General features: G+C 38.7%; 20 protein-coding genes. 12 read left to right on the top strand and 8 right to left on the bottom strand.

Going from position 1 to position 18,608, the window contains the following annotated elements; genetic code table 11:
* Positions 1 to 24: 24 nt before the first annotated feature.
* The 5 genes from PLANO_RS07765 to PLANO_RS07745 all read left to right on the top strand — a co-directional run bounded on the left by PLANO_RS07765 (position 25) and on the right by PLANO_RS07745 (position 4,974).
* Complete coding sequence (locus PLANO_RS07765) at positions 25 to 777, top strand: DeoR/GlpR family DNA-binding transcription regulator (RefSeq protein WP_038703901.1); 753 nt, start codon at positions 25 to 27, stop codon at positions 775 to 777.
* On the top strand, positions 774 to 1,706 hold the full coding sequence (gene pfkB / locus PLANO_RS07760) for a 1-phosphofructokinase (protein WP_038703900.1): 933 nt from the start codon (positions 774 to 776) through the stop codon (positions 1,704 to 1,706). The genes PLANO_RS07765 and pfkB overlap by 4 nt, the downstream gene beginning before the upstream one ends.
* Positions 1,703 to 3,610 (top strand): PTS fructose transporter subunit IIABC, encoded by a 1,908-nt coding sequence (locus PLANO_RS07755; protein ID WP_038703899.1) that lies wholly within the window; start codon positions 1,703 to 1,705, stop codon positions 3,608 to 3,610. The genes pfkB and PLANO_RS07755 overlap by 4 nt, the downstream gene beginning before the upstream one ends.
* A gap of 368 nt (positions 3,611 to 3,978) precedes the next feature.
* Positions 3,979 to 4,311: a hypothetical protein gene (locus tag PLANO_RS07750; RefSeq protein WP_038703898.1), complete on the top strand. Its 333-nt coding sequence runs from the start codon at positions 3,979 to 3,981 to the stop codon at positions 4,309 to 4,311.
* Positions 4,312 to 4,386: 75 nt separating this feature from the next.
* Positions 4,387 to 4,974, top strand: a complete 588-nt coding sequence (locus PLANO_RS07745) for a histidine phosphatase family protein (RefSeq protein ID WP_038703897.1) — start codon at positions 4,387 to 4,389, stop codon at positions 4,972 to 4,974.
* A gap of 218 nt (positions 4,975 to 5,192) precedes the next feature.
* Here PLANO_RS07745 and PLANO_RS07740 read toward each other — a convergent pair whose 3' ends face one another.
* Positions 5,193 to 5,381 (bottom strand): hypothetical protein, encoded by a 189-nt coding sequence (locus PLANO_RS07740; protein WP_038703896.1) that lies wholly within the window; start codon positions 5,379 to 5,381, stop codon positions 5,193 to 5,195.
* 116 nt (positions 5,382 to 5,497) lie between these two features.
* Between PLANO_RS07740 and PLANO_RS07735 the strand changes: the two genes are divergently transcribed.
* The 5 genes from PLANO_RS07735 to PLANO_RS07715 all read left to right on the top strand — a co-directional run bounded on the left by PLANO_RS07735 (position 5,498) and on the right by PLANO_RS07715 (position 10,447).
* The gene (locus tag PLANO_RS07735; protein WP_038703895.1) at positions 5,498 to 5,950 is read left to right on the top strand and encodes an SRPBCC family protein; all 453 of its coding nucleotides are present in this window, start codon (positions 5,498 to 5,500) and stop codon (positions 5,948 to 5,950) included.
* A 17-nt stretch (positions 5,951 to 5,967) separates the two neighbouring features.
* A complete protein-coding gene (locus PLANO_RS07730; RefSeq protein ID WP_038703894.1) occupies positions 5,968 to 6,417 on the top strand; it encodes an SRPBCC family protein in 450 nt (149 codons plus the stop codon).
* Positions 6,414 to 6,929: a P-loop NTPase family protein gene (locus PLANO_RS07725; RefSeq protein WP_052124300.1), complete on the top strand. Its 516-nt coding sequence runs from the start codon at positions 6,414 to 6,416 to the stop codon at positions 6,927 to 6,929. The genes PLANO_RS07730 and PLANO_RS07725 overlap by 4 nt, the downstream gene beginning before the upstream one ends.
* Before the next feature lie 175 nt (positions 6,930 to 7,104).
* Positions 7,105 to 8,364, top strand: a complete 1,260-nt coding sequence (locus PLANO_RS15835) for an MBL fold metallo-hydrolase (RefSeq protein WP_081976640.1) — start codon at positions 7,105 to 7,107, stop codon at positions 8,362 to 8,364.
* Positions 8,365 to 8,443: 79 nt separating this feature from the next.
* Complete coding sequence (locus tag PLANO_RS07715; RefSeq protein ID WP_038703892.1) at positions 8,444 to 10,447, top strand: ABC1 kinase family protein; 2,004 nt, start codon at positions 8,444 to 8,446, stop codon at positions 10,445 to 10,447.
* Between the two features lie 689 nt (positions 10,448 to 11,136).
* Here PLANO_RS07715 and PLANO_RS07710 read toward each other — a convergent pair.
* The gene (locus PLANO_RS07710) at positions 11,137 to 11,523 is read right to left on the bottom strand and encodes a VOC family protein (protein ID WP_038703891.1); all 387 of its coding nucleotides are present in this window, start codon (positions 11,521 to 11,523) and stop codon (positions 11,137 to 11,139) included.
* A 236-nt stretch (positions 11,524 to 11,759) separates the two neighbouring features.
* Between PLANO_RS07710 and PLANO_RS07705 the strand changes: the two genes are divergently transcribed.
* Positions 11,760 to 12,566, top strand: coding sequence for an AraC family transcriptional regulator (locus PLANO_RS07705; protein ID WP_038703890.1), 807 nt, complete (start codon positions 11,760 to 11,762; stop codon positions 12,564 to 12,566).
* 55 nt (positions 12,567 to 12,621) lie between these two features.
* Here the strand turns inward: PLANO_RS07705 and PLANO_RS07700 are convergent, their stop codons facing one another.
* The 5 genes from PLANO_RS07700 to PLANO_RS07680 form a co-directional block, all read right to left on the bottom strand.
* Positions 12,622 to 12,897: a hypothetical protein gene (locus PLANO_RS07700; protein WP_038703889.1), complete on the bottom strand. Its 276-nt coding sequence runs from the start codon at positions 12,895 to 12,897 to the stop codon at positions 12,622 to 12,624.
* A gap of 40 nt (positions 12,898 to 12,937) precedes the next feature.
* Positions 12,938 to 13,210, bottom strand: a complete 273-nt coding sequence (locus PLANO_RS07695; protein ID WP_231554763.1) for a hypothetical protein — start codon at positions 13,208 to 13,210, stop codon at positions 12,938 to 12,940.
* Positions 13,211 to 13,455: 245 nt separating this feature from the next.
* Positions 13,456 to 14,664 carry a Bcr/CflA family efflux MFS transporter gene (locus tag PLANO_RS07690; RefSeq protein ID WP_038703888.1) on the bottom strand — a complete coding sequence of 403 codons (1,209 nt, stop codon included), beginning with the start codon at positions 14,662 to 14,664 and terminating at the stop codon, positions 13,456 to 13,458.
* 269 nt (positions 14,665 to 14,933) lie between these two features.
* Complete coding sequence (locus PLANO_RS07685; RefSeq protein ID WP_038703887.1) at positions 14,934 to 15,395, bottom strand: NUDIX domain-containing protein; 462 nt, start codon at positions 15,393 to 15,395, stop codon at positions 14,934 to 14,936.
* Between the two features lie 267 nt (positions 15,396 to 15,662).
* Complete coding sequence (locus PLANO_RS07680; RefSeq protein WP_038703886.1) at positions 15,663 to 16,562, bottom strand: DMT family transporter; 900 nt, start codon at positions 16,560 to 16,562, stop codon at positions 15,663 to 15,665.
* 394 nt (positions 16,563 to 16,956) lie between these two features.
* Here PLANO_RS07680 and PLANO_RS07675 point away from each other — a divergent pair, with 394 nt between their 5' ends.
* Positions 16,957 to 17,433 carry a putative immunity protein gene (locus tag PLANO_RS07675; RefSeq protein WP_052124298.1) on the top strand — a complete coding sequence of 159 codons (477 nt, stop codon included), beginning with the start codon at positions 16,957 to 16,959 and terminating at the stop codon, positions 17,431 to 17,433.
* 241 nt (positions 17,434 to 17,674) lie between these two features.
* On the opposite strand, the gene PLANO_RS07670 is transcribed toward PLANO_RS07675, so the two are convergent.
* Complete coding sequence (locus tag PLANO_RS07670) at positions 17,675 to 18,586, bottom strand: hypothetical protein (protein ID WP_038703885.1); 912 nt, start codon at positions 18,584 to 18,586, stop codon at positions 17,675 to 17,677.
* Positions 18,587 to 18,608 lie beyond the last annotated feature (22 nt).

Raw genomic sequence — 18,608 nt, 5'->3', positions numbered from 1 at the left:
AACTATTAAAAAGAGGGTGAAAATGTGCTAACGAACGAACGACATCTCTTTATTATGCAATTACTAGAAGAAAAACAAACAGTCAAAATTCAAGAACTTGTTGAATCGACCGGCGCATCTGAATCAACGATCCGAAGAGATTTAGTCGACCTTGAACACGCCGGAAAGTTGGAACGTGTTTTCGGCGGCGCAACGCTCACTGGAAAAAACTTGCTAGAACCGAGCATTTTAGACAAATCAACACAATTATTAACTGAAAAAATTGAAATTGCGAAGTTAGCTGCATCCTTTATACACCAAGGCGATAGCGTTTATCTAGATGCCGGTACCACAACCTTTCAAATGATTCCGTTTTTGAAAGATAAAGACCTTGTTGTCGTGACAAATGGCTTAACGCTTGTCGAGGCACTAAACAACCAAGGCATTACCACCTATTTAACAGGTGGCTTAATGAAACCTCGTACAGGTGCGTTTGTTGGATCACAGACGATTCAAGCTTTGCAGAACTACCGGTTTGATGTGTGTTTCCTCGGTATTAATGGATTTCATCCAGAGTATGGCTATACGACACCAGACCCAGAAGAAGCGGCCGTCAAAAAAATGGCAAGTTCGTTATCGAGAAAGACGTTCGTACTCGCGGATCACTCCAAAAATAATAAAATCAGCTTTGCTAAAATTATGGACCTAGAACATGCCACCTTAATTGTAGATGAAATTACTCAAGAAGCCAATGCTGTACTCGAAAAAAAGACAATTGTAAAGGTGGCGAAATCATGATTTATACGTGCACCATGGCACCCTCTATTGATTATACCGCGTATTTACCTGAATTCGACAACGGGAAGTTAAACCGGACAAACCGTGTGTATTATTATCCGGGGGGGAAAGGCATAAATGTCTCTCGCGTATTAAAACGGTTTGGCGTCGCAAACAAAGCGCTCGGATTTGCTGGTGGCTTTACAGGACGTTATATAGAAGAGTATTTGAAAAATGAAGGCGTGGAAACAGATTTTATCGAAACGGCAGAAGTTACGCGCATTAACGTCAAAATCAAATCAGCAACTGAAACCGAATTAAACGGTCCAGGGCCTGAGTTAGGTCCAGATCAGTTACAAGCTTTGTTAACAAAAGTTCACACCATGAACAAAGGAGACTGGTTTGTGTTAGCCGGTACCTTGCCAAACACAATTCCAACAGATTATTTTTTAAAGCTCGCTAGAATTTGTGAAAACAAAAATATTCGGTTTGTACTCGATACGTCGGGGCCTATACTAAAAAGCCTACTGAATACACCTGTATTTTTGTTTAAGCCCAATCAACAAGAGCTTGGCGAGTTGTTTGGAGTTGAAATTACTAGTATGACTGAAGTGTATGAGTATGCCCGCAAATTGGTCGCAAGTGGCACTGAACACGTGGTCGTATCTATGGGAGGCGATGGTGCCATGCTCGTCTCTGAGAAAACTGCGCTTATCGCAAAAGCACCAAAAGGAAATGTCGTAAATACAGTTGGAGCTGGAGATTCTGTCGTCTCTGGATTTATCGCTTCATACGCAGAACATGGAGATGCAGCAAAAGCCTTCCGTTTTGGTGTTGCCAGTGGCAGTGCAACGGCTTTTCAATCCGATCTATGTCAAAAAGAAGATGTGACGAAATTGATCGATCAAATAGAAGTTTACCCATTTGAAGATAAGGATGTGACAGGATGAAAATCACACAGCTGTTAACGGAACAAACCATCATTTTAGACTTATCAGCTAAAACAAAACAACAGGTTTTGGAAGAATTAGCGAACCAATTAGACCGTGCCGGTAAATTAACCGATAAACAAGCTTTCACAAAAGCCATTTTAGAACGTGAAAGTCAGAGTACGACAGGGATTGGTGATGGCATTGCGATTCCTCATGCCAAGTCATCTGCAGTTAAATTTCCAGCGATTGCGTTTGGCCGTTCGCCAAAAGGACTTGATTTTGAATCGCTAGATGGGCAGCCGAGTCATTTGTTCTTTATGATTGCCGCAAGCGAAGGGGCAAACGATGAACATCTCGAGGCTTTGTCGCGCCTGGCCACATTTTTAATGGATGAGAAGTTCCGCGGAAATATATTAGCTGCGCAATCAAAACAAGAAATAGTCGAGATTGTCTCTAAAAAAGAAGCAGCGGTCGACCAACCAGAAGATGAAGTCGAACAAACGTCTGTAGACGCCACACAAAAGAAGATTTTAGCAGTGACGGCGTGTCCAACAGGCATTGCACATACATATATGGCCGCAGAAAAATTAAATGAACGAGCTAAAGAATTGGGCATTTCAATTAAAGTGGAAACAAACGGTTCAAGCGGTGCTAAAAACCGATTGACTGCTGAAGACATTGCTGGAGCGGATGCTATTATTGTCGCAGCTGACACGAAAGTGGAAATGAGTCGTTTTGACGGCAAGCTGGTCATTCAAACTGCGGTGGGGAAAGCGATTTATGAAACAGACCAATTACTAAACCGAGCGGTAACAGGAGATGCTCCAACGTATACGCACGTGCAATCTAAAGAAGACGCGGATGCGGGGGACAGCAAAGGCGGCTTTTATAAACATTTAATGAATGGTGTATCGAATATGTTGCCGTTTGTCGTCGGTGGTGGGATCCTCATTGCTATTTCGTTTTTCTGGGGCATCAATGCAGGCAATCCCGATAGTCCTGAATACAATGAATTTGCGGCAATGTTAAGCACCATCGGAGGCGGGAAAGCGTTCTTCTTAATGGTTCCGGTACTCGCCGGCTTTATCGCAATGAGCATTGCCGACCGTCCTGGGTTTGCACCGGGTATGATTGGGGGATTAATCGCCATTACAGTAACAGGTGTTGAAGGGGCAAGTGGAGGATCTGGATTTTTGGGTGGATTGATTGCCGGATTTCTGGCAGGTTATGTGACACTTTTTGTGAAGAAAATGTTTTCTAGGTTGCCTAACTCTCTAGAAGGATTAAAACCGGTATTGTTTTTCCCAGTGTTTGCAATTGCAATTACAGGCATTATCATGATGCTAGTCAATCCACAACTGACAAAAGTATATACTGGGATTTCTTCTTTCCTTGAAAGTTTAGGTGGGACAAACTTAATACTTGTCGGATTATTACTAGGTGGCATGATGGCGATTGATATGGGTGGTCCTATCAACAAAGCAGCTTACACATTTGGGCTGGCGATGTTAGATGCGGAAAACTTCAACTTCATGGCAGCAGTTATGGCAGCTGGTATGGTGCCACCACTTGGTTTAGCGATAGCCACAAGTTTGTTTAAAAACAAATTTACAAAACCCGAACGTGAAGCAGGGAAGACGGCTTATGTTCTCGGCGCTTGCTTTATCACCGAAGGCGTTATCCCGTTTGCCGCAGCAGACCCGGCACGTGTGATTCCCGCTACGGTTGCAGGGGCATCCGTGACAGGCGCGCTTGTTATGTTGTTTGATATAGCATTACGCGCACCACACGGCGGAATCTTTGTGATCGGATTAGTAGACGGCGGTATACCGAACATCCTACTGTACATTACAGCTATTTTAATCGGTTCTGTTGTTACGGCACTCGTTGCTGGGACACTGAAAAAAAGAATAATCGCATAACTAAAACCGCTCTGAGGGAAACCTTGGATCTGTTTTTTTTAGTTTTTACTCCTTAAAAGCGGGGTATTAAATAATGTATAAACAACAAGCCAGGGTTATTTGAATTTAAGTAGTGGAAGAGGTGAATGTGTAGAGTATTGACTTGGAAATTTATGAAAGGGGACACCTTGAAATGGATACCATTAAAAATGCGGATTTTTTTCGTCAGTTTAATCAAGTTTTGTAGCTATTTACATAAGGTATATATCCATCAATTCACTACCCGCAACCAAGAAAAACAATATCTCGACAGTTTCTCCACATTTTCTCTTTATAATCAGATAATTATAAATTTATATTTTTAATTGCTTAGTAAAGGGGGAGAATAGATGGATATTCAGATTATTTGTGAAGAATGCGAAACGATTGGAAAGTTTCGATCGCCTGGTCAAAATGGAGAAATAAGCATTCATTCCAATTCGCAAAGCTTTCAAGTAGGTGTCAGTTGGAAAAGCCAAGTGATTGAAAATATTCAAGATGATTTAGTATCTAAGCTCGGGAAAGCAATTACAGATAAAGAACGTAAAGAACTACTTGAAGCAGAACTTGACCGAAATGCTTATGCTGAAACCATCGACTTTGAATTGAGTTTTACGTGTAAAGGTTGCGGCAATCGAATAACATTAAATGATTTCCAGTTGATTGACTTGATAGGATTTTAGCGCTTATTTAATGAGTCTATTCTTTATTTATGCTAAACTAGTCAAATCATTCGCATAAATAAAGAGGTGAAGTAGATGACTAGGATTTGTTTAATAAGGCACGGAGAAACGGATTGGAATGTACAAGGAAAGATTCAAGGCAAAACCGATATCCCTTTAAATACAGAAGGCATGAAACAAGCCAGGCTTTGTGCGACCTATTTAACTAGTTCTGGTTGGGATGTTATTATTACCAGTCCTCTCAAACGTGCTAGAGAGACTGCTAGACTTATAAACGAGCAACTACACTTGCCGCTTGTTGAGATGTCGGAGTTTGAAGAAAAGCATTTTGGCGATGCTGAAGGCATGACTTACGAGGAGCGGGCATTAACGTTTCCAAATCGTCATTATCCAAACCAAGAAGATAATCAGTTGTTTGCTGAGCGCTTGAGTTCGGGACTGCAAACCATTCATGAACGCTACCCAAACAAGCGGGTGTTACTCGTTTCTCACGGGGGTGTCATAAACGCATTACTAGGCACATTATCAAATGGTGAAATCGGTTCTGGCAAAACAAGATTGCTGAATGCTTGTTTTAGCCATATTCAATTTGATCATCGCAATTGGGTGATCGAAAAGTACAACCAAGTTAGTCATCTTGAAAAAGTGATGAGCGGGACGTAAATAGCAAAATTAGCTGTATAGAATTCATAATTTAAATTTAAAACATAAAAGCACCCCAATTCACAAGGTTTTTGAAACCTTTTCGATTTGGGGTGCTTCTTTTATTAATCTTCCAGTTGAAGGTCTAAATACTTATTGTATTTTCCTGGTGAAAATTCAGCGTATAAAACGATCCCTCTAGTCGTATGCTTGATTAGTGGGATCGTTTTAACTGTTGATTATTTGTTTTTAACCTGTGATTTGTCTTTGTCCATCCGGTATACATAAACAGCTAATGCAGCCATGAATAAGGACGAATTGAACCAAAACACTAAATCTCCTAGCACTCCGTCAAAGATCAACGCGTTTGCTGCAAGAATGGCTTGCATGGCTAAGATAAATAATAGAAGTATAGTTGCAGTTTTCATCTAATCACTCCGTTCATTTCTTATTATAAAGATGAGCGGAATTAATACAAGCGACGTGAATGTTCTGATCACACATGAGATACTAACAAATATACATATTTCGAGGAGGCGCACGAATGGTTAAATGGAAAGAAGAAATGACGATTAACGCAAATATCGAAAAGGTATGGCGTTTATTCCAAGACGAAAACATTAAACGATTAATGCCAAAAGTTGAAGAACATATTTTACTCGAAAACAATAATAATGAATTGGGCGCAAAACATGCTCAAAGCTATCACGAAGGCGGTCAATTGCAAACCTATATTGTGGAGACCGTTGGCTATGAAGATATGTCAGATAAAAAGCTGAAACAAACACAGTTTGAAATGGGTCAAAGTTTCGATGTGTTTTATTCGTTTACGTTGAGGAAAGAAAATGAAAATCAAACAACGTTCGTCTACGAAGGATTGAATAAAGGCAAAGGTTTACTCGGGAAGGTGATGTTATTGTCTGGTAGTAAAAAGACGCGACAGCAAACTGTCATGACATTTATGGATCGGGTAAAAGAAGAAGCGCTGAAAAGCTAAAAGGAGAGTGGGGTGGGATGGTTGAATGGACGGAACAACAACTAATTAACGCATCAATCGAAGATGTATGGACATTGTTTTCAGACGCCAGGCTACAAACTATTATGCCTCAACTTGAAAAGCATCAATTAATCGAAGGACACCCTAATCAAGTAGGCTCGAAATACGCACAACAAAACCGCATAAAAGGCCGTGTAGTGAATTACGTGATGGAAGTTACTAGTTATGTAGATAGACCTGACTTTAAACAAAAAGACCTTTATTTTGTCCCAGCGGGCTTGTTTCAAATTACATTGAGCTTTGTTTTTAAAAAGCTAGATCATAATCAAACTTTATTCGTTTACAGTGGTTCAAATCGAGGGGCAAACTTGATCGGCAGAACTTTACTTAAGCTTGATGCGCAAAATAGCAGCAAGCAAGAAGTTCTGGAATTGATAGAGCGTGTAAAAAAGGCGGCTGAATCGTGAAGATTTATATTATTGGTTCTGTCGGGAGCGGGAAAACGTCTTTAGCCCGTCGATTGTCTCAAAATTTACAGATTCCACATTTTGAAACAGATAGTTTCGTTTGGCAACGTCACAAAAAGGGGGATGTTCGAAACCATGCATCAATAAGAAATGCCCAGTTTTCAGAAGCATTAGAGCAGTCTGATTGGATTATCGAAGGTGTGCATTTTGGGTGGACTGACAAAGCGATCTATCAAGCAGATCAGGTAATCTTTTTAGATATTCCATATCATACAAGAACGTTACGGTTTATTATTCGCTATATTAAACAAGTAGCAGGGAAGGAAGCAGCCAATTATCACCCTAGTTTTGTTATGTTGCAGAAAATGTTCAAATGGAACCGCTATTTTGAAGACACAATGAAACCTGAATTTATGATGAAGTTAGGAGCGGTGCAAGAAAAACCAATAGTTGTAAACAATAAAAAAGAATTTGACGATTTACTAATAAAGTTGGGACTTAAAGAGACATAACATCTCTATTTCTTAAGATATGTAACAAACTACTTAAGGAATTAACACATAAAATCAAACCCGTCAACAAGAAAAGTGAATAACACTAAAAGTACATGATCAAAGCTATAGCAGCTACTCGATAAAGTCTGTATCATAATAGAAAAGAGAGTTTATGATTCAGGGGGGATTCAGCATGCTAAAAGTTTATGAACATGAACAAGTTGTGTGTATGGAAGCAATTTTAGAAGAAACCCGTAGTAAAGTTTTTCTATATTTAGTAGACGGTATGCTGATTGATACTGGCGCTGAGAAAATACAGGACGAGCTAAAAGACCTGTTATGCAAGCTTTCTTTTGATCAAGTTGTTTTAACGCATCATCATGAAGACCATACTGGAAATGCAGCTTGGATTCAACAAAATTATAAAGTTCCATTTTTTATTCATCCATATGGTCAAGAAATTACGGATAAAGATGGCGATTATCCAGCTTATCGTCAACTCACATGGGGAAATCGCAAAGCTTTTCGTACTCAAGTTCTAAATGAATGCATAAATTCGCGCACGCTTGAATGGCAAGTAATCTATACGCCAGGCCATGCAGACGATCACGTGGCGTTGTATCATTCAGAATCGGGTCGTTTGTTTACTGGAGATTTGTTTGTATCACCGAAAACACGAGTTGTGATGAAAGGGGAATCAATCTCACAGATTAAAACATCACTGCGCAAATTATTGGCGCTTCCGTTTCAATCTGTTTTTTGCAGTCATGCCGGCTATCTTAAAAATGGGCGTGCTTTAGTAGAGCAAAAACTACATTATTTAGAGGCCTTACAAGAAAAAATTATCTACCTTTATCAAAATGGCGTAACTCCAAACGATATAAAACGACAACTATTCCCTAAAAACTATCCCATTGTTACATTGTCAAAAGGAGAGTGGGATTCACTCCATATTGTTTCTTCTACTATCGCTGACTACGAAGAAAAAAAGAATCGACATTCGCGACCTAGAGCTAACGCGTTAGGGATTTTAAGAAGAGGTAATTCTGTTTTAGTAGAACAGCAATTTGCGCGTCATTCAAGTGGAGAAGGTCCTTTTTATCGCCCAATTGGGGGAACGATAGAACTTGGCGAACGATCGACTAAAACATTGCAAAGAGAGTTTAAAGAAGAACTCGGTGTTGGTATTACGATTGTTCGTTATGTAGATGTGTTAGAGAATATTTATACCTTAAAAAATCAAATTTTTCACGAAATTTCTTTGGTTTATGAAGTGGAATTAGAACAAGCTAATCTTTATGACCAGGAGACATTTAATGTTTTTGAAAATGGCAAAATGACAAAAGCTAAATGGGTATCACTTGATGAATTAGAAGGTAATCAAACCGTTCTTTATCCTAACGGCTTACTCGAACTACTAAAAAAACTGCCAAACCCAGTTGCTAATAAGTGATCGGGAGTTATTAACTAGACAATCGGATTAGTAATACTAGATTCGTTTAAAGTTTAGCAATGAGAGGAGAATCTCTTCCATGATTTATTTCATTATGCTGCTGGAATTATTGGTGATCGCATTATTTATCTATTATGTCAGCGGGCGTTTAATGGGCTCGAAAGTTAATTTCACTAAGAGAATTCTTTCGGTTTTATTAGGCGTTAGTTTAACAACTTTTGTTTATTGGTATTCCTATTTACGTCACACTGACTTTTTAAGCGAAGGCATTGGATTTGCGGTCGCAGATGCCAGTGCAATCATTTGGGTCGGCAGTATGTTGCTCATTTCCATGCTATTTTACTTGTTCTTTGAATTGTTTGATCCAATTGAAATTGGTGAGCGAGGAGAACGGATTACAGGTCAAAAATTCATCGTACAACGATTACGCCATCGCTGGCGACGTCAAAAACGATTGAGCCAAGTGGTGGAAATCGCCGTAAGAAATGGGTTTTCACGCACGATAAGGTACGCGCGTCACCGAGAAAGCAACCGCGATTTCGCCATTGCATTTCGTGATACGTTAGAACAAAGTGGTGGAATTTTCATCAAATTTGGCCAAGTTTTATCTACGCGCACGGAGTTGTTTGCACCGGTCTTTATAGAAGAATTAGAGACTTTACAGCAAGATGTTAAACCGTTAACCAGTGAACAAGTAACGGCGATTTTAAAGAAATCGTTATCTGCTGGTGTAGAAGATGTATTCTCAGAGTTCAATATGGAGCCCTTAGCTGCAGGATCGATTGGACAAGTTCATCAAGCAGTGTTGAAATCGACACAAGAAAAAGTCGTCGTCAAACTATTACGTCCCGAAGTTAAAGGGGTGATGCGTAACGACTTAGATATTCTCGTAGAGTTTGCCGAGTGGGTGACGAGTAAATCCACATGGGCTGAGAACATTGGTTTTCGCGAGTTAGCTATCGGCTTTGCGAACGGACTGCGTGAAGAAATTAACTTTGAAATTGAAACACGCAACACGATTCAAGTAGCGAATGCCTTAAGAAAAAGTGATTATCCGGTGAAAATCCCACATATTTATCCGGAATATTGTAATGATAATTTGATCGTGATGCAGTATTTTAAAGGAAAAAGCATATCCCGTGGGCAAGCAGTTTTTGATCAGTTTGGGATTGATCAAAAAGAGTTTGGTCGCACGATTTTATTTTCGTTTTTCGAGCAAATGTTATTTTCGGGTATTTTTCATGCCGATCCACATCCAGGCAATATTTTTATCGATGAACAAGACGGTAAGCCCATTTTACTCGATTTTGGTGCTGTTGGACGTCTCGCTGCCCAACAACAAGATGGTCTTAACCTCTTTATCATCGGTGTGCAGCAAAATGACGCAGAAGTCATTTGTGACGCGATTAACGTGCTAGTAGAAGACAATAGTCATATTGATCGTCAGAAACTGGAACAATCTGTTGGTCAATTGCTGCTGAAGATTGTGTATGTTGATAAAATTCAAACCGAAGAACTGATTCATGCGATGTTTGAAATCGTCCGTGAGTTTGGCTTATCGTTTTATCCATCAGTCGGAATGGCGCTTCGGTCATTGATCAGTCTTGACGGTACTTTACACACAATCGATCCGAAATTCGATATGTTTACTGAAGCAAAAGTATTTGCAAAAAAATACAAAACCGCCGTTTTGAAAAAGCCCTTTAAAGAACCGCGTGAAACCAAACAGAAAATCGAAGAAGAGTTAGCCCTGTTAATTCCCGAACTGATGAAGTTGCCGAAACGCGCTGATCAATTGATCCAGCGTATCGAAGGTGGGAAAATGATTCTTCATCACGATGTTTTTTCTGATAAGCACAATGCCAATTTCATCTTGCAGCTGTTCTCGCGGTTTGTGTTATTGTTCTCCGGAATCACATTTGGACTGATTTCCGCAGCTTTATTAGCCATAGCACAGTTTATCAATAATGCTTACGCCGTATATTTGAATACAGCAGCCTATACCGGATTGTTTCTTTGTGTCATCTTGCTGGTTCGGCTATCAATACAAGCGATACGAGATATGAAACGTAGCAGTACTTAAGTAATCCAGCATCCTTAAAGGGTGCTGGATTTTTATTATTGGTATTATTATTAAGGTTCAAGGTGGTATAAGCTTTACGAGAGATAGCAAGCCATTTAATAAGTAAAAAAGCTCTTGGAAGAAAATCGGAGTGTATTTTCGGAAGAATTTAAAACTGATAGTTAAATGATTGAAATTGCTTGTATGTAGTTATTCTAAATTTAAATTGAAACAAAACGATGCAACGTAAGAAAGGTATAATACTTAATTCGATTGATATTTAATTACTAATGTAGATCTTATAAAATTTCGAAACTTTTAACCATATACAAATATACTTTGAAAAGAACTAAGGTAAGGGCAGAGGCAATCAAGAAAAGGGCTCTTATCTTAAAATTTAATTTCAGTTTACATAATATAAATTATCGGAAGTAGTGTTTCACTTAATAAGTATACTTAAGACAGTGAGACGGAATCGTTTTTGAGCCTTTTTTTGTTATTTTAAGCTAAATTCTATGTTAACCATCTTTAGAGCATTTTCTATATAACGCTGTTAACAATTCACTAATTGATTCACAATTTTATTTACTGCAGAGTTTTATTGCTTATGAAACTCTGCAGTAATATTTCTTTTTATAAATTGGGTTTTAGTACATACAAATTATCATGTTTCCATATACATTAGTTTTCAGCTTACAAACTTCGTTTAACTACATCACTAGCAAATTCCACCGATGTCCGTCCAAATCTGCAAATCCTGCACCGTACAATCCGTTTTGCTCTACCGGTTCGCTATATACAAATCCACCTGCTTTTTTCACTTTTTTAATCGTCTCATCAAGTTCTTCTTTAGTCTCTATTGAGATTGAAAATAATACTTCTGTTGATTCGTTTGTGTTAGTTAATTCACTTTGAGTAAACCTTTTAAATTGTTCGTCCTGAAATAACATAATTTGTACTTGTGGATTTCCAACGAGTAAACCGACCATTTGATCTGTCTTACTTTGGTTTTCCATGATTGCTACGCCAATAATGCTGAAAAACTCCTTTGCTCGATTTAAGTCGCTAACAGGTAAATTTATCCATAATTGCTTCATCTCACTCAACCTTCTTTCATTTATTAGGTAGTCATCTTACTTTTATTTTACTTCAATTATCATAATATTCATATTAGTATAGATTTAGTTAGTTATCTCTTTTAAATATGCTTTCACAAAATAGTTCCTATTGATTCTTGTAGTAACTAATGAATTTGTTACTAAATATACGGGTATTATACAGATTTTCTTATCAATTCTTGTTAAACTTAAAGGAAAAGAAATGAGCGATATACTTGCCTATAGCCACGGATTCTTTCCTGTTTCACAGCATTCAATCTTTTTCAGTCCCCGATGGAACGTCAAAGCAAGTCCCGCTCCACCATCACCCAGATACAGTTGAATTATTATTGGTGTTAAATGGGACAATACACTGTCAGATCGACGGACAAACTTATCATGCTTCAGCTGGAACCGTTCTTTTTATACAAGCAGGTTCTTGGCATGAACAGCTATATGTAGCTTCAGACACATATTGTGGCTACCGACTTACCTTTTGTCCACTAGACCCCGCTAGTTACGCTAATTACCCGTCTATTATATCTATTAGCCAAATTGCTAACTTAAAGTCGCTCTTCTTGCAGTTGCAGCTAGAAAAAGAACAACCTGGAGCTGACTCCAAACAAATGGCACATCACTTGATCAACGCGATCTTGTTATTTGTATACCGCTCTGCCACTAAACCGGAAACAAACGAGTACTCTAATGTAGAAGCTACGATTCAAGAGATTAAATACTATATGGAGGAAAACCATTCACAGACGCTATCGTTAGAGGAGCTTGCTGAGCGATTTGAGCTAAATAAATACCAGTTAGCACGTTTGTTCAAGCAAGTGACTGACATGAGTCCGCTTCAATACATTATCTCCTGTCGCATTAATACGGCGAAATATTTGCTATGTACGAGTGATAGCCCTATTTCAAAGATCTCCAGCAAAGTTGGCTATAAAAGTAATACTCAGTTTCAAGCAGCTTTTAAAAAAGCAACAGGCTTAACACCTCGTCAGTACCGCATTCAGCAGTACCAACATACAGTTCAATAAAAAAAAAAGCAACGAGGAGTAACAAACCCGTTGCTTTTATTTGCTTACTATTCATTTACGAGTGTTTACGATTTTTATCATAATCTCGGTAAAACTTCTCATCACGCTTTTTGCTAATGAAGCTCCACACAAAGTAAATTATCGCAGCAATTGCAACAACGAGTAACGAAGCATAAAAAACAAAGTCAAAATCCATCTCGCGCACAATCACCTCGTCCACACCCGTAACATTTAACTGGCTATAGCTAATGGTTTCATAACCTATCCACCAAAACGCTAAAGGCAAGCCGATTAGTAACCCTCCAAACAATGAAACAAAAAACTTCTTCATTTTGATTCCTCCTACTAGTTACTTAATCAATCGTTACGGATTAGTTATCCCTAGTTAAAACAAATTCCTCAGTTTGTCCATTCCAGCTAATTTCGACTTGTATCTCTTTGTCTTCTTGAATAACGGTGCAGCCTTCACAAGAGACCTTTCCAATGCTTCCCGCTTTGTCGCTTTCTAACACAACTCCAGTCCCCTCAGATCCACTTGAAGACGTAGTAATTTGGTAATCGACCGTTTCGGGTGCTTGACCTTTACCTGTATAGATAACCGTTCCGCTTTTATCTTGGCTATCAGAACTCGTGACGTTTACCACATAGATCAGATCCCAGTTGTCACTACTGCCTTTAAAATTGTACGATTGGTTTCGTCTCCGCAGGCAGTTAGTAAGAGTAACATCATCAACACGAGTAGCTTTTTAATAAAGAACCCTCCTAAAATAAATTTCTTTTACCTAATATACCAAATAAAACCAGTTGACGGTTTAATTAATTGAATGTTTCTTTTATTTTTGAAAATAAAAACAAGAGTGAGAAAAAATTCTCAACCCTTGTTTTCAAATCAATGTTTTATTTGCTGTCGATGCCCAGTTAAAAAGAAAAAGGCCATCATTCCGAGTATAGAAGTTCCAAATAAAATCGCACCCATGGGAATTGCTGACGTTTCGTTGATTCCAACTAAAGGTGAAACGAGCGAACCTACAACTAAAGGCAACATTCCAACAACGGCACTGGCACTCCCTGCTCGGTGTCCTTGTCCTTTCATCGCTAACGTAAACGAGCTCGTAAAAATCATCCCAATCGCTATCATGTAAATAAAAATCGAGATTACAAGTGAAGCGAGTGGTCCTTGGATAATGGTCATGATCAACAGAACAAACGTCGCGCTCACAGCTACAATGACCGCTCCTTGCAACAAACGATGCTCAGAAACAATGCCGCCAAACTTCCCAATGATAAAACTACCGAGAATCATCGCGATTCCGTTAATGCCAAACAACACACTAAAGGTTTGCGGTGAAACGCCGTAAATCTCTTGGTATACAAATGGCGTACCGGCAACGTAGGCAAAACTACCACCGTGGATTAAGCCCACCACTAATGCGTAACCGATATAAGGGCGTTCTTTAAACAAACTGCCCATCGTCCGAACCGAATGTCCTATTGAACTTGGTACGCGTTGTTCAGGAGGCAAGGTTTCCGGTAAGCGCAAAGTCACCACGATCACCATCATCACACCTAAGAATCCAAGAAAATAAAAAATCGTTTCCCATCCTGCAAACGGCAAAGCTAAAATTGCGCCCCCTGCAATCGGTGCAGCCATCGGAGCTACAGCATTAATTACCATCAACAACGCAAAAAACTTCGTCATTTCGCGTCCGGTAAACACATCACTAACGACCGCTCGCGATAACACCACCCCACCAGAAGCCGTAAAACCTTGTACAAAGCGAGCTGCAATCAAAGTCTCTATGTTTGGAGCTACAGCACATAGTACGGACGACAGCGCAAACAAAATGACAGAGATGATGAGCGGCTTTCGTCTTCCGACAGCGTCACTAAATGGCCCAACAACAATTTGTCCAGCCGCAAGTCCGATCAAACATGCGGTCAAACTCAGCTGCACTAACGACACATGCGCATCTAGTTCATCTGCGATTGCAGGAAAAGCCGGCAAATACATATCGATATTCAGCGGCGCTAAAATTCCAAGCATACTGAGGATCAACGCGAGACCCAGTCGCTTTCTTCCTTTCGGGTTTTGCATCATATCCTGATAACACCTTTCACTTCTTTATATCCTTCATTACTATACAACATTTTTGTTATTGTTGGCAGTAGCCATTTAGAAGAATTCCTGCTTGTTTTAACAGCTTTATCAGGATATACTCGACACTTTGCGACTAGAATATCTTCATTATTTCATTGACTTACTATTGTTAACTTATTTATTGACCTTATTTGAATTTAAAAAATAATCCTTAAGTAGATAACTACATTTATAATAAAAACCATAATTGCTCTTTAAACGATTTTTTCTTAGTTAATATCTCCTAAATACACTGCAGCTTTCTGGTTTTCTGCAAATTGTTGTATTGGCACCCCAATTTCTTTTGGGTACATACGAAGCTCTGGTAATTTAGAGATTGCTACCCACTCTATGCCAATTTGATGTGAATCTGGATTGGTTGGAACCGGTATTTCTACTGACCCCGCTTCGATTGTACAAACAAAATAAAACTCAATTTGGTGAAAGTCTCGATCATGTGCATGTTCATGATTTTTTCCTATGTATTCGCGTACATAGAGGAGATCTCCTGCAGCTACTTGATAACCTGTTTCTTCTAAGCATTCTCGTTTGATGGTATCGACTAACACTTCCCCGTGCTCTTGTCCCCCGCCTGGAAACAAATAAAAGAACCCTTCAGCATCTTTATTTTTTGTCAGTAACACATGACCTTCTTTATGGATGACTGCCTTAGCTGAATTGCGTATATGCATTTTACTCCTCCTTATTAAAGTGTGACTAGGATAAAAAGCTCCCGCTCTAAATTGGTAATTTATCGAGCCGGTAATCCACTCCTAACGACTCCATCCATTTAGTTAACAATATGCTCACCATGAGCGGCAAGCAACCGGTCTTGCAACACAGCAATCATATCGAATTTTTCACTCCGAGTTGTAGGAGCAGGATAATTTAACAATACAACTACCTCCCAAGATAAAAAATTTCTACTATCATACAGTATGCGTCAGGCGTCTGCTTGGTCATACTGTTGCGAGCGATTTTTTTGCGTTTTTGGATTCTTGTACAATAATGACGGAACTAATCACCATAATCATGCCAATATATTGCCATGTCGATAAGGTTTCATTGAAAATAAAGAACCCGACTACCGAAGCGACGACTGGTTCAATTGTTGCGATAATCGAAGCACGACTTGACTCAACGTATTGAAGGCCTTTCGTATAGAAAATGAATGGCAACATTGTAGAAAGAAAACCAAGTCCAATCACGAGTCCGATTACTTTTACATCAGTCAGTGTAGACATTTTTGAACCCAATCCACTGAAAGGGACAATGGCAACAGTTGCGAAAAGAAACGTGTACACCGTTACCGTTAATGAGTCATATTTTGATAATGCTGCTTTTCCGAAAATGCTGTAAAGGGCATAGAAAAATCCAGATCCCAGTCCAAGGACTAATCCATAAAGCGAAATCGATGCAGTAGAACTAGAAAAGATTCCAATAACAAGCGAACACCCTACTAAGGTAATTATCAACGCCGTAACTTTGCGAGCGGTAAGCGATTCTTTAAAGAAAATTCGAGACAAAATCGTTACAAACGCCGGTGCTGTATATAGCAAGATAAAGGCAATTGAAATAGAAGATTCTTTCATCGAACTGAACAAACACCAATTGAACAAAACAATACTAATAATACCGGTACCTATAAAATACTTCGAGTCTCTCACCCTTATTTTGAATAGATGACGATTCTTTACAAAAACATAAGGAACCATAATGATAGAAGCCGTTAACACGCGCACAGCAACGATTTCGATAGGTGTAAAACCCACTTCGTAAAGGTAGGTCACGAAAATACCGATTACACCCCATAATGAAGCTCCAATCGCAATAAGTAACCACGCTGATTTATTCTCCATCTCAATCCCTCCCAACTTTAATTCATTTATACTACCATAGGACATGTTAATTCAACCAAAAATATCTAGATTTATCGTCTGTTTTATCTTGCTTCTTTTAGATCGATACTTTATGTTAACTAGTTCAAAGTAATTTACAGCACAGTTTAATACACTAATTTTGTTATAGAAAAACTGCGTCTTTTTTGTTTGCACTATTGAATATGTGCTATGCAATTCAAAATAAATTGAACTTTAGATTTTTCCATAACAACTAGTCAAGTTATGGAAGGTGCATGCCCTGTTGATAAAATGACTGAATAGATGGATACTTTAACTATTGTTTTTTCTAGAAAGATTAAACTGTAGCAACTTGTAGAATGGACTATGACTTTGCAAAGCTAGGAGAATTTATATGATCAGTAAACCTAAAATTAAAATTGTTGACGATATGAAATTACGAAATGAAATTGTAGATAATACTGAACTACTTGATCAAATAGAGTTGGCTAAATGGGCTATTGATGCCGCAGAGCGTGTACTACCATATCTTGAACAAGAATTTCCTCAAGATGAAAAAGTACTAAATGGAATTAGAATAATTGAACTCTGGCAAAACCAGGAAGCAACAGTTCATCAAGTTAGAAAAGCTGGCTTTAAAGTTCATGAACTAGCCAGAGAGTGTAAAAAAGAAACAGCAAAGGCTGCAGCAAGGGCTATAGGACATGCCATTGCCGTAGGTCATATGAGAGGTCATGCAATGGTGGCTACAGATTATGTGATTAAGACAATGAACCTCGCATTTAATAATGAGTTAAACAAGGCAACGGAAGAACGTGAGTGGCAATTGCATCGACTACATAAGTTCATTCAAGATTGTAAGTTCGAGTAAATTATCATTTTGCAATTGATCAAATCGAAATGCCAGAAAAACATTAGTACGATTTGAAAAATGAACTCTTCTATTACTTCTTAATCTCATTCTACAAAAATTGAGGACACAAAAAAGCCTCCTAGACGACAAACGTTTCTTGTCGTCTAGGAGGTTTTTGCAGAACTGTCATTGCTCTCTGTCTAGTATGTTTACGTGTATTACATAAATTTCAACAATAATAACTAGTACCAGCAATCACTCAGAAATACCCTAATTTCTTGAGGTCATTATAAACGATCCACGAATATTCTTTTCTTCCTGCACTGTTTAAGTGATCGGAATCAATAAAATAGTCTTGGTTGTCAGCGAATCGTTGATCGTTCATGTAATTTAAAAACGGGACATCTAAGTCAAGTTTGTTTAGGTGCTGAAAAACAAGTCGATTCATCACTTCTTCGTCAAAGTGGTCTTGATAAGTTTGATGAACGGGCTCCATAGTGAGTACGACTTCGTATCCTTTCTCTTCACAATAAGCAATTATCTCTTGTAGCTGCTTTATATTTTGTTCCACGTAATTTTTTTCAGCTGCTTTTCTATAGTTTTCTTCTACGTATTCAGACTTTCTTTCCGCATAGTTCTTACCGTCATTTGCCCAAGATTGATGAGAAGTCCATTTAAAGCCTTTCCATTTGCTTGAAAGCGCAGAAGTAAAATTGTCACTATTTGTTCCTGGGAGATACATGTACTTGTAATAATCCAGCAAACGAAACGATTCAATTTGCGAACGATCTAAAATTTCGAAATAACGTCCTTCGTCTACTTCCTCGTTCTCGCTATTTATGAACGTCATTTGAGAAATGGATAAAATGACAACTCCATCCGGTTTCAAATACTCGCCGTACTCTTTTAACAACTTAAAGTCGTACTCGAGAGTCTGACCAGGCAGAGCTAAATCCAGGTGAGCCAAACCCGTTGGCTTAAAATAGTAGCCATACATAGAATGAGAGGCACCTAGATTGATAACATCAACTGGATATGGATCTTTTTTAAACGTCAAGATGTCGTCGTTGATGTTGTAGCTCCGAGATTGCTTTACAAAGTTATTTACAGGTATAAACAATAGTAAAGCCGCAGTGATGATAATAGTTAACTTAATAAATAAACGGCCCATGGCAAATCCTTTCGATCTTTTA

Source organism: Planococcus sp. PAMC 21323 (assembly GCF_000785555.1).
Lineage (GTDB): Bacteria > Bacillota > Bacilli > Bacillales_A > Planococcaceae > Planococcus.
This window is presented reverse-complemented; position numbering and strand designations above follow the sequence as displayed.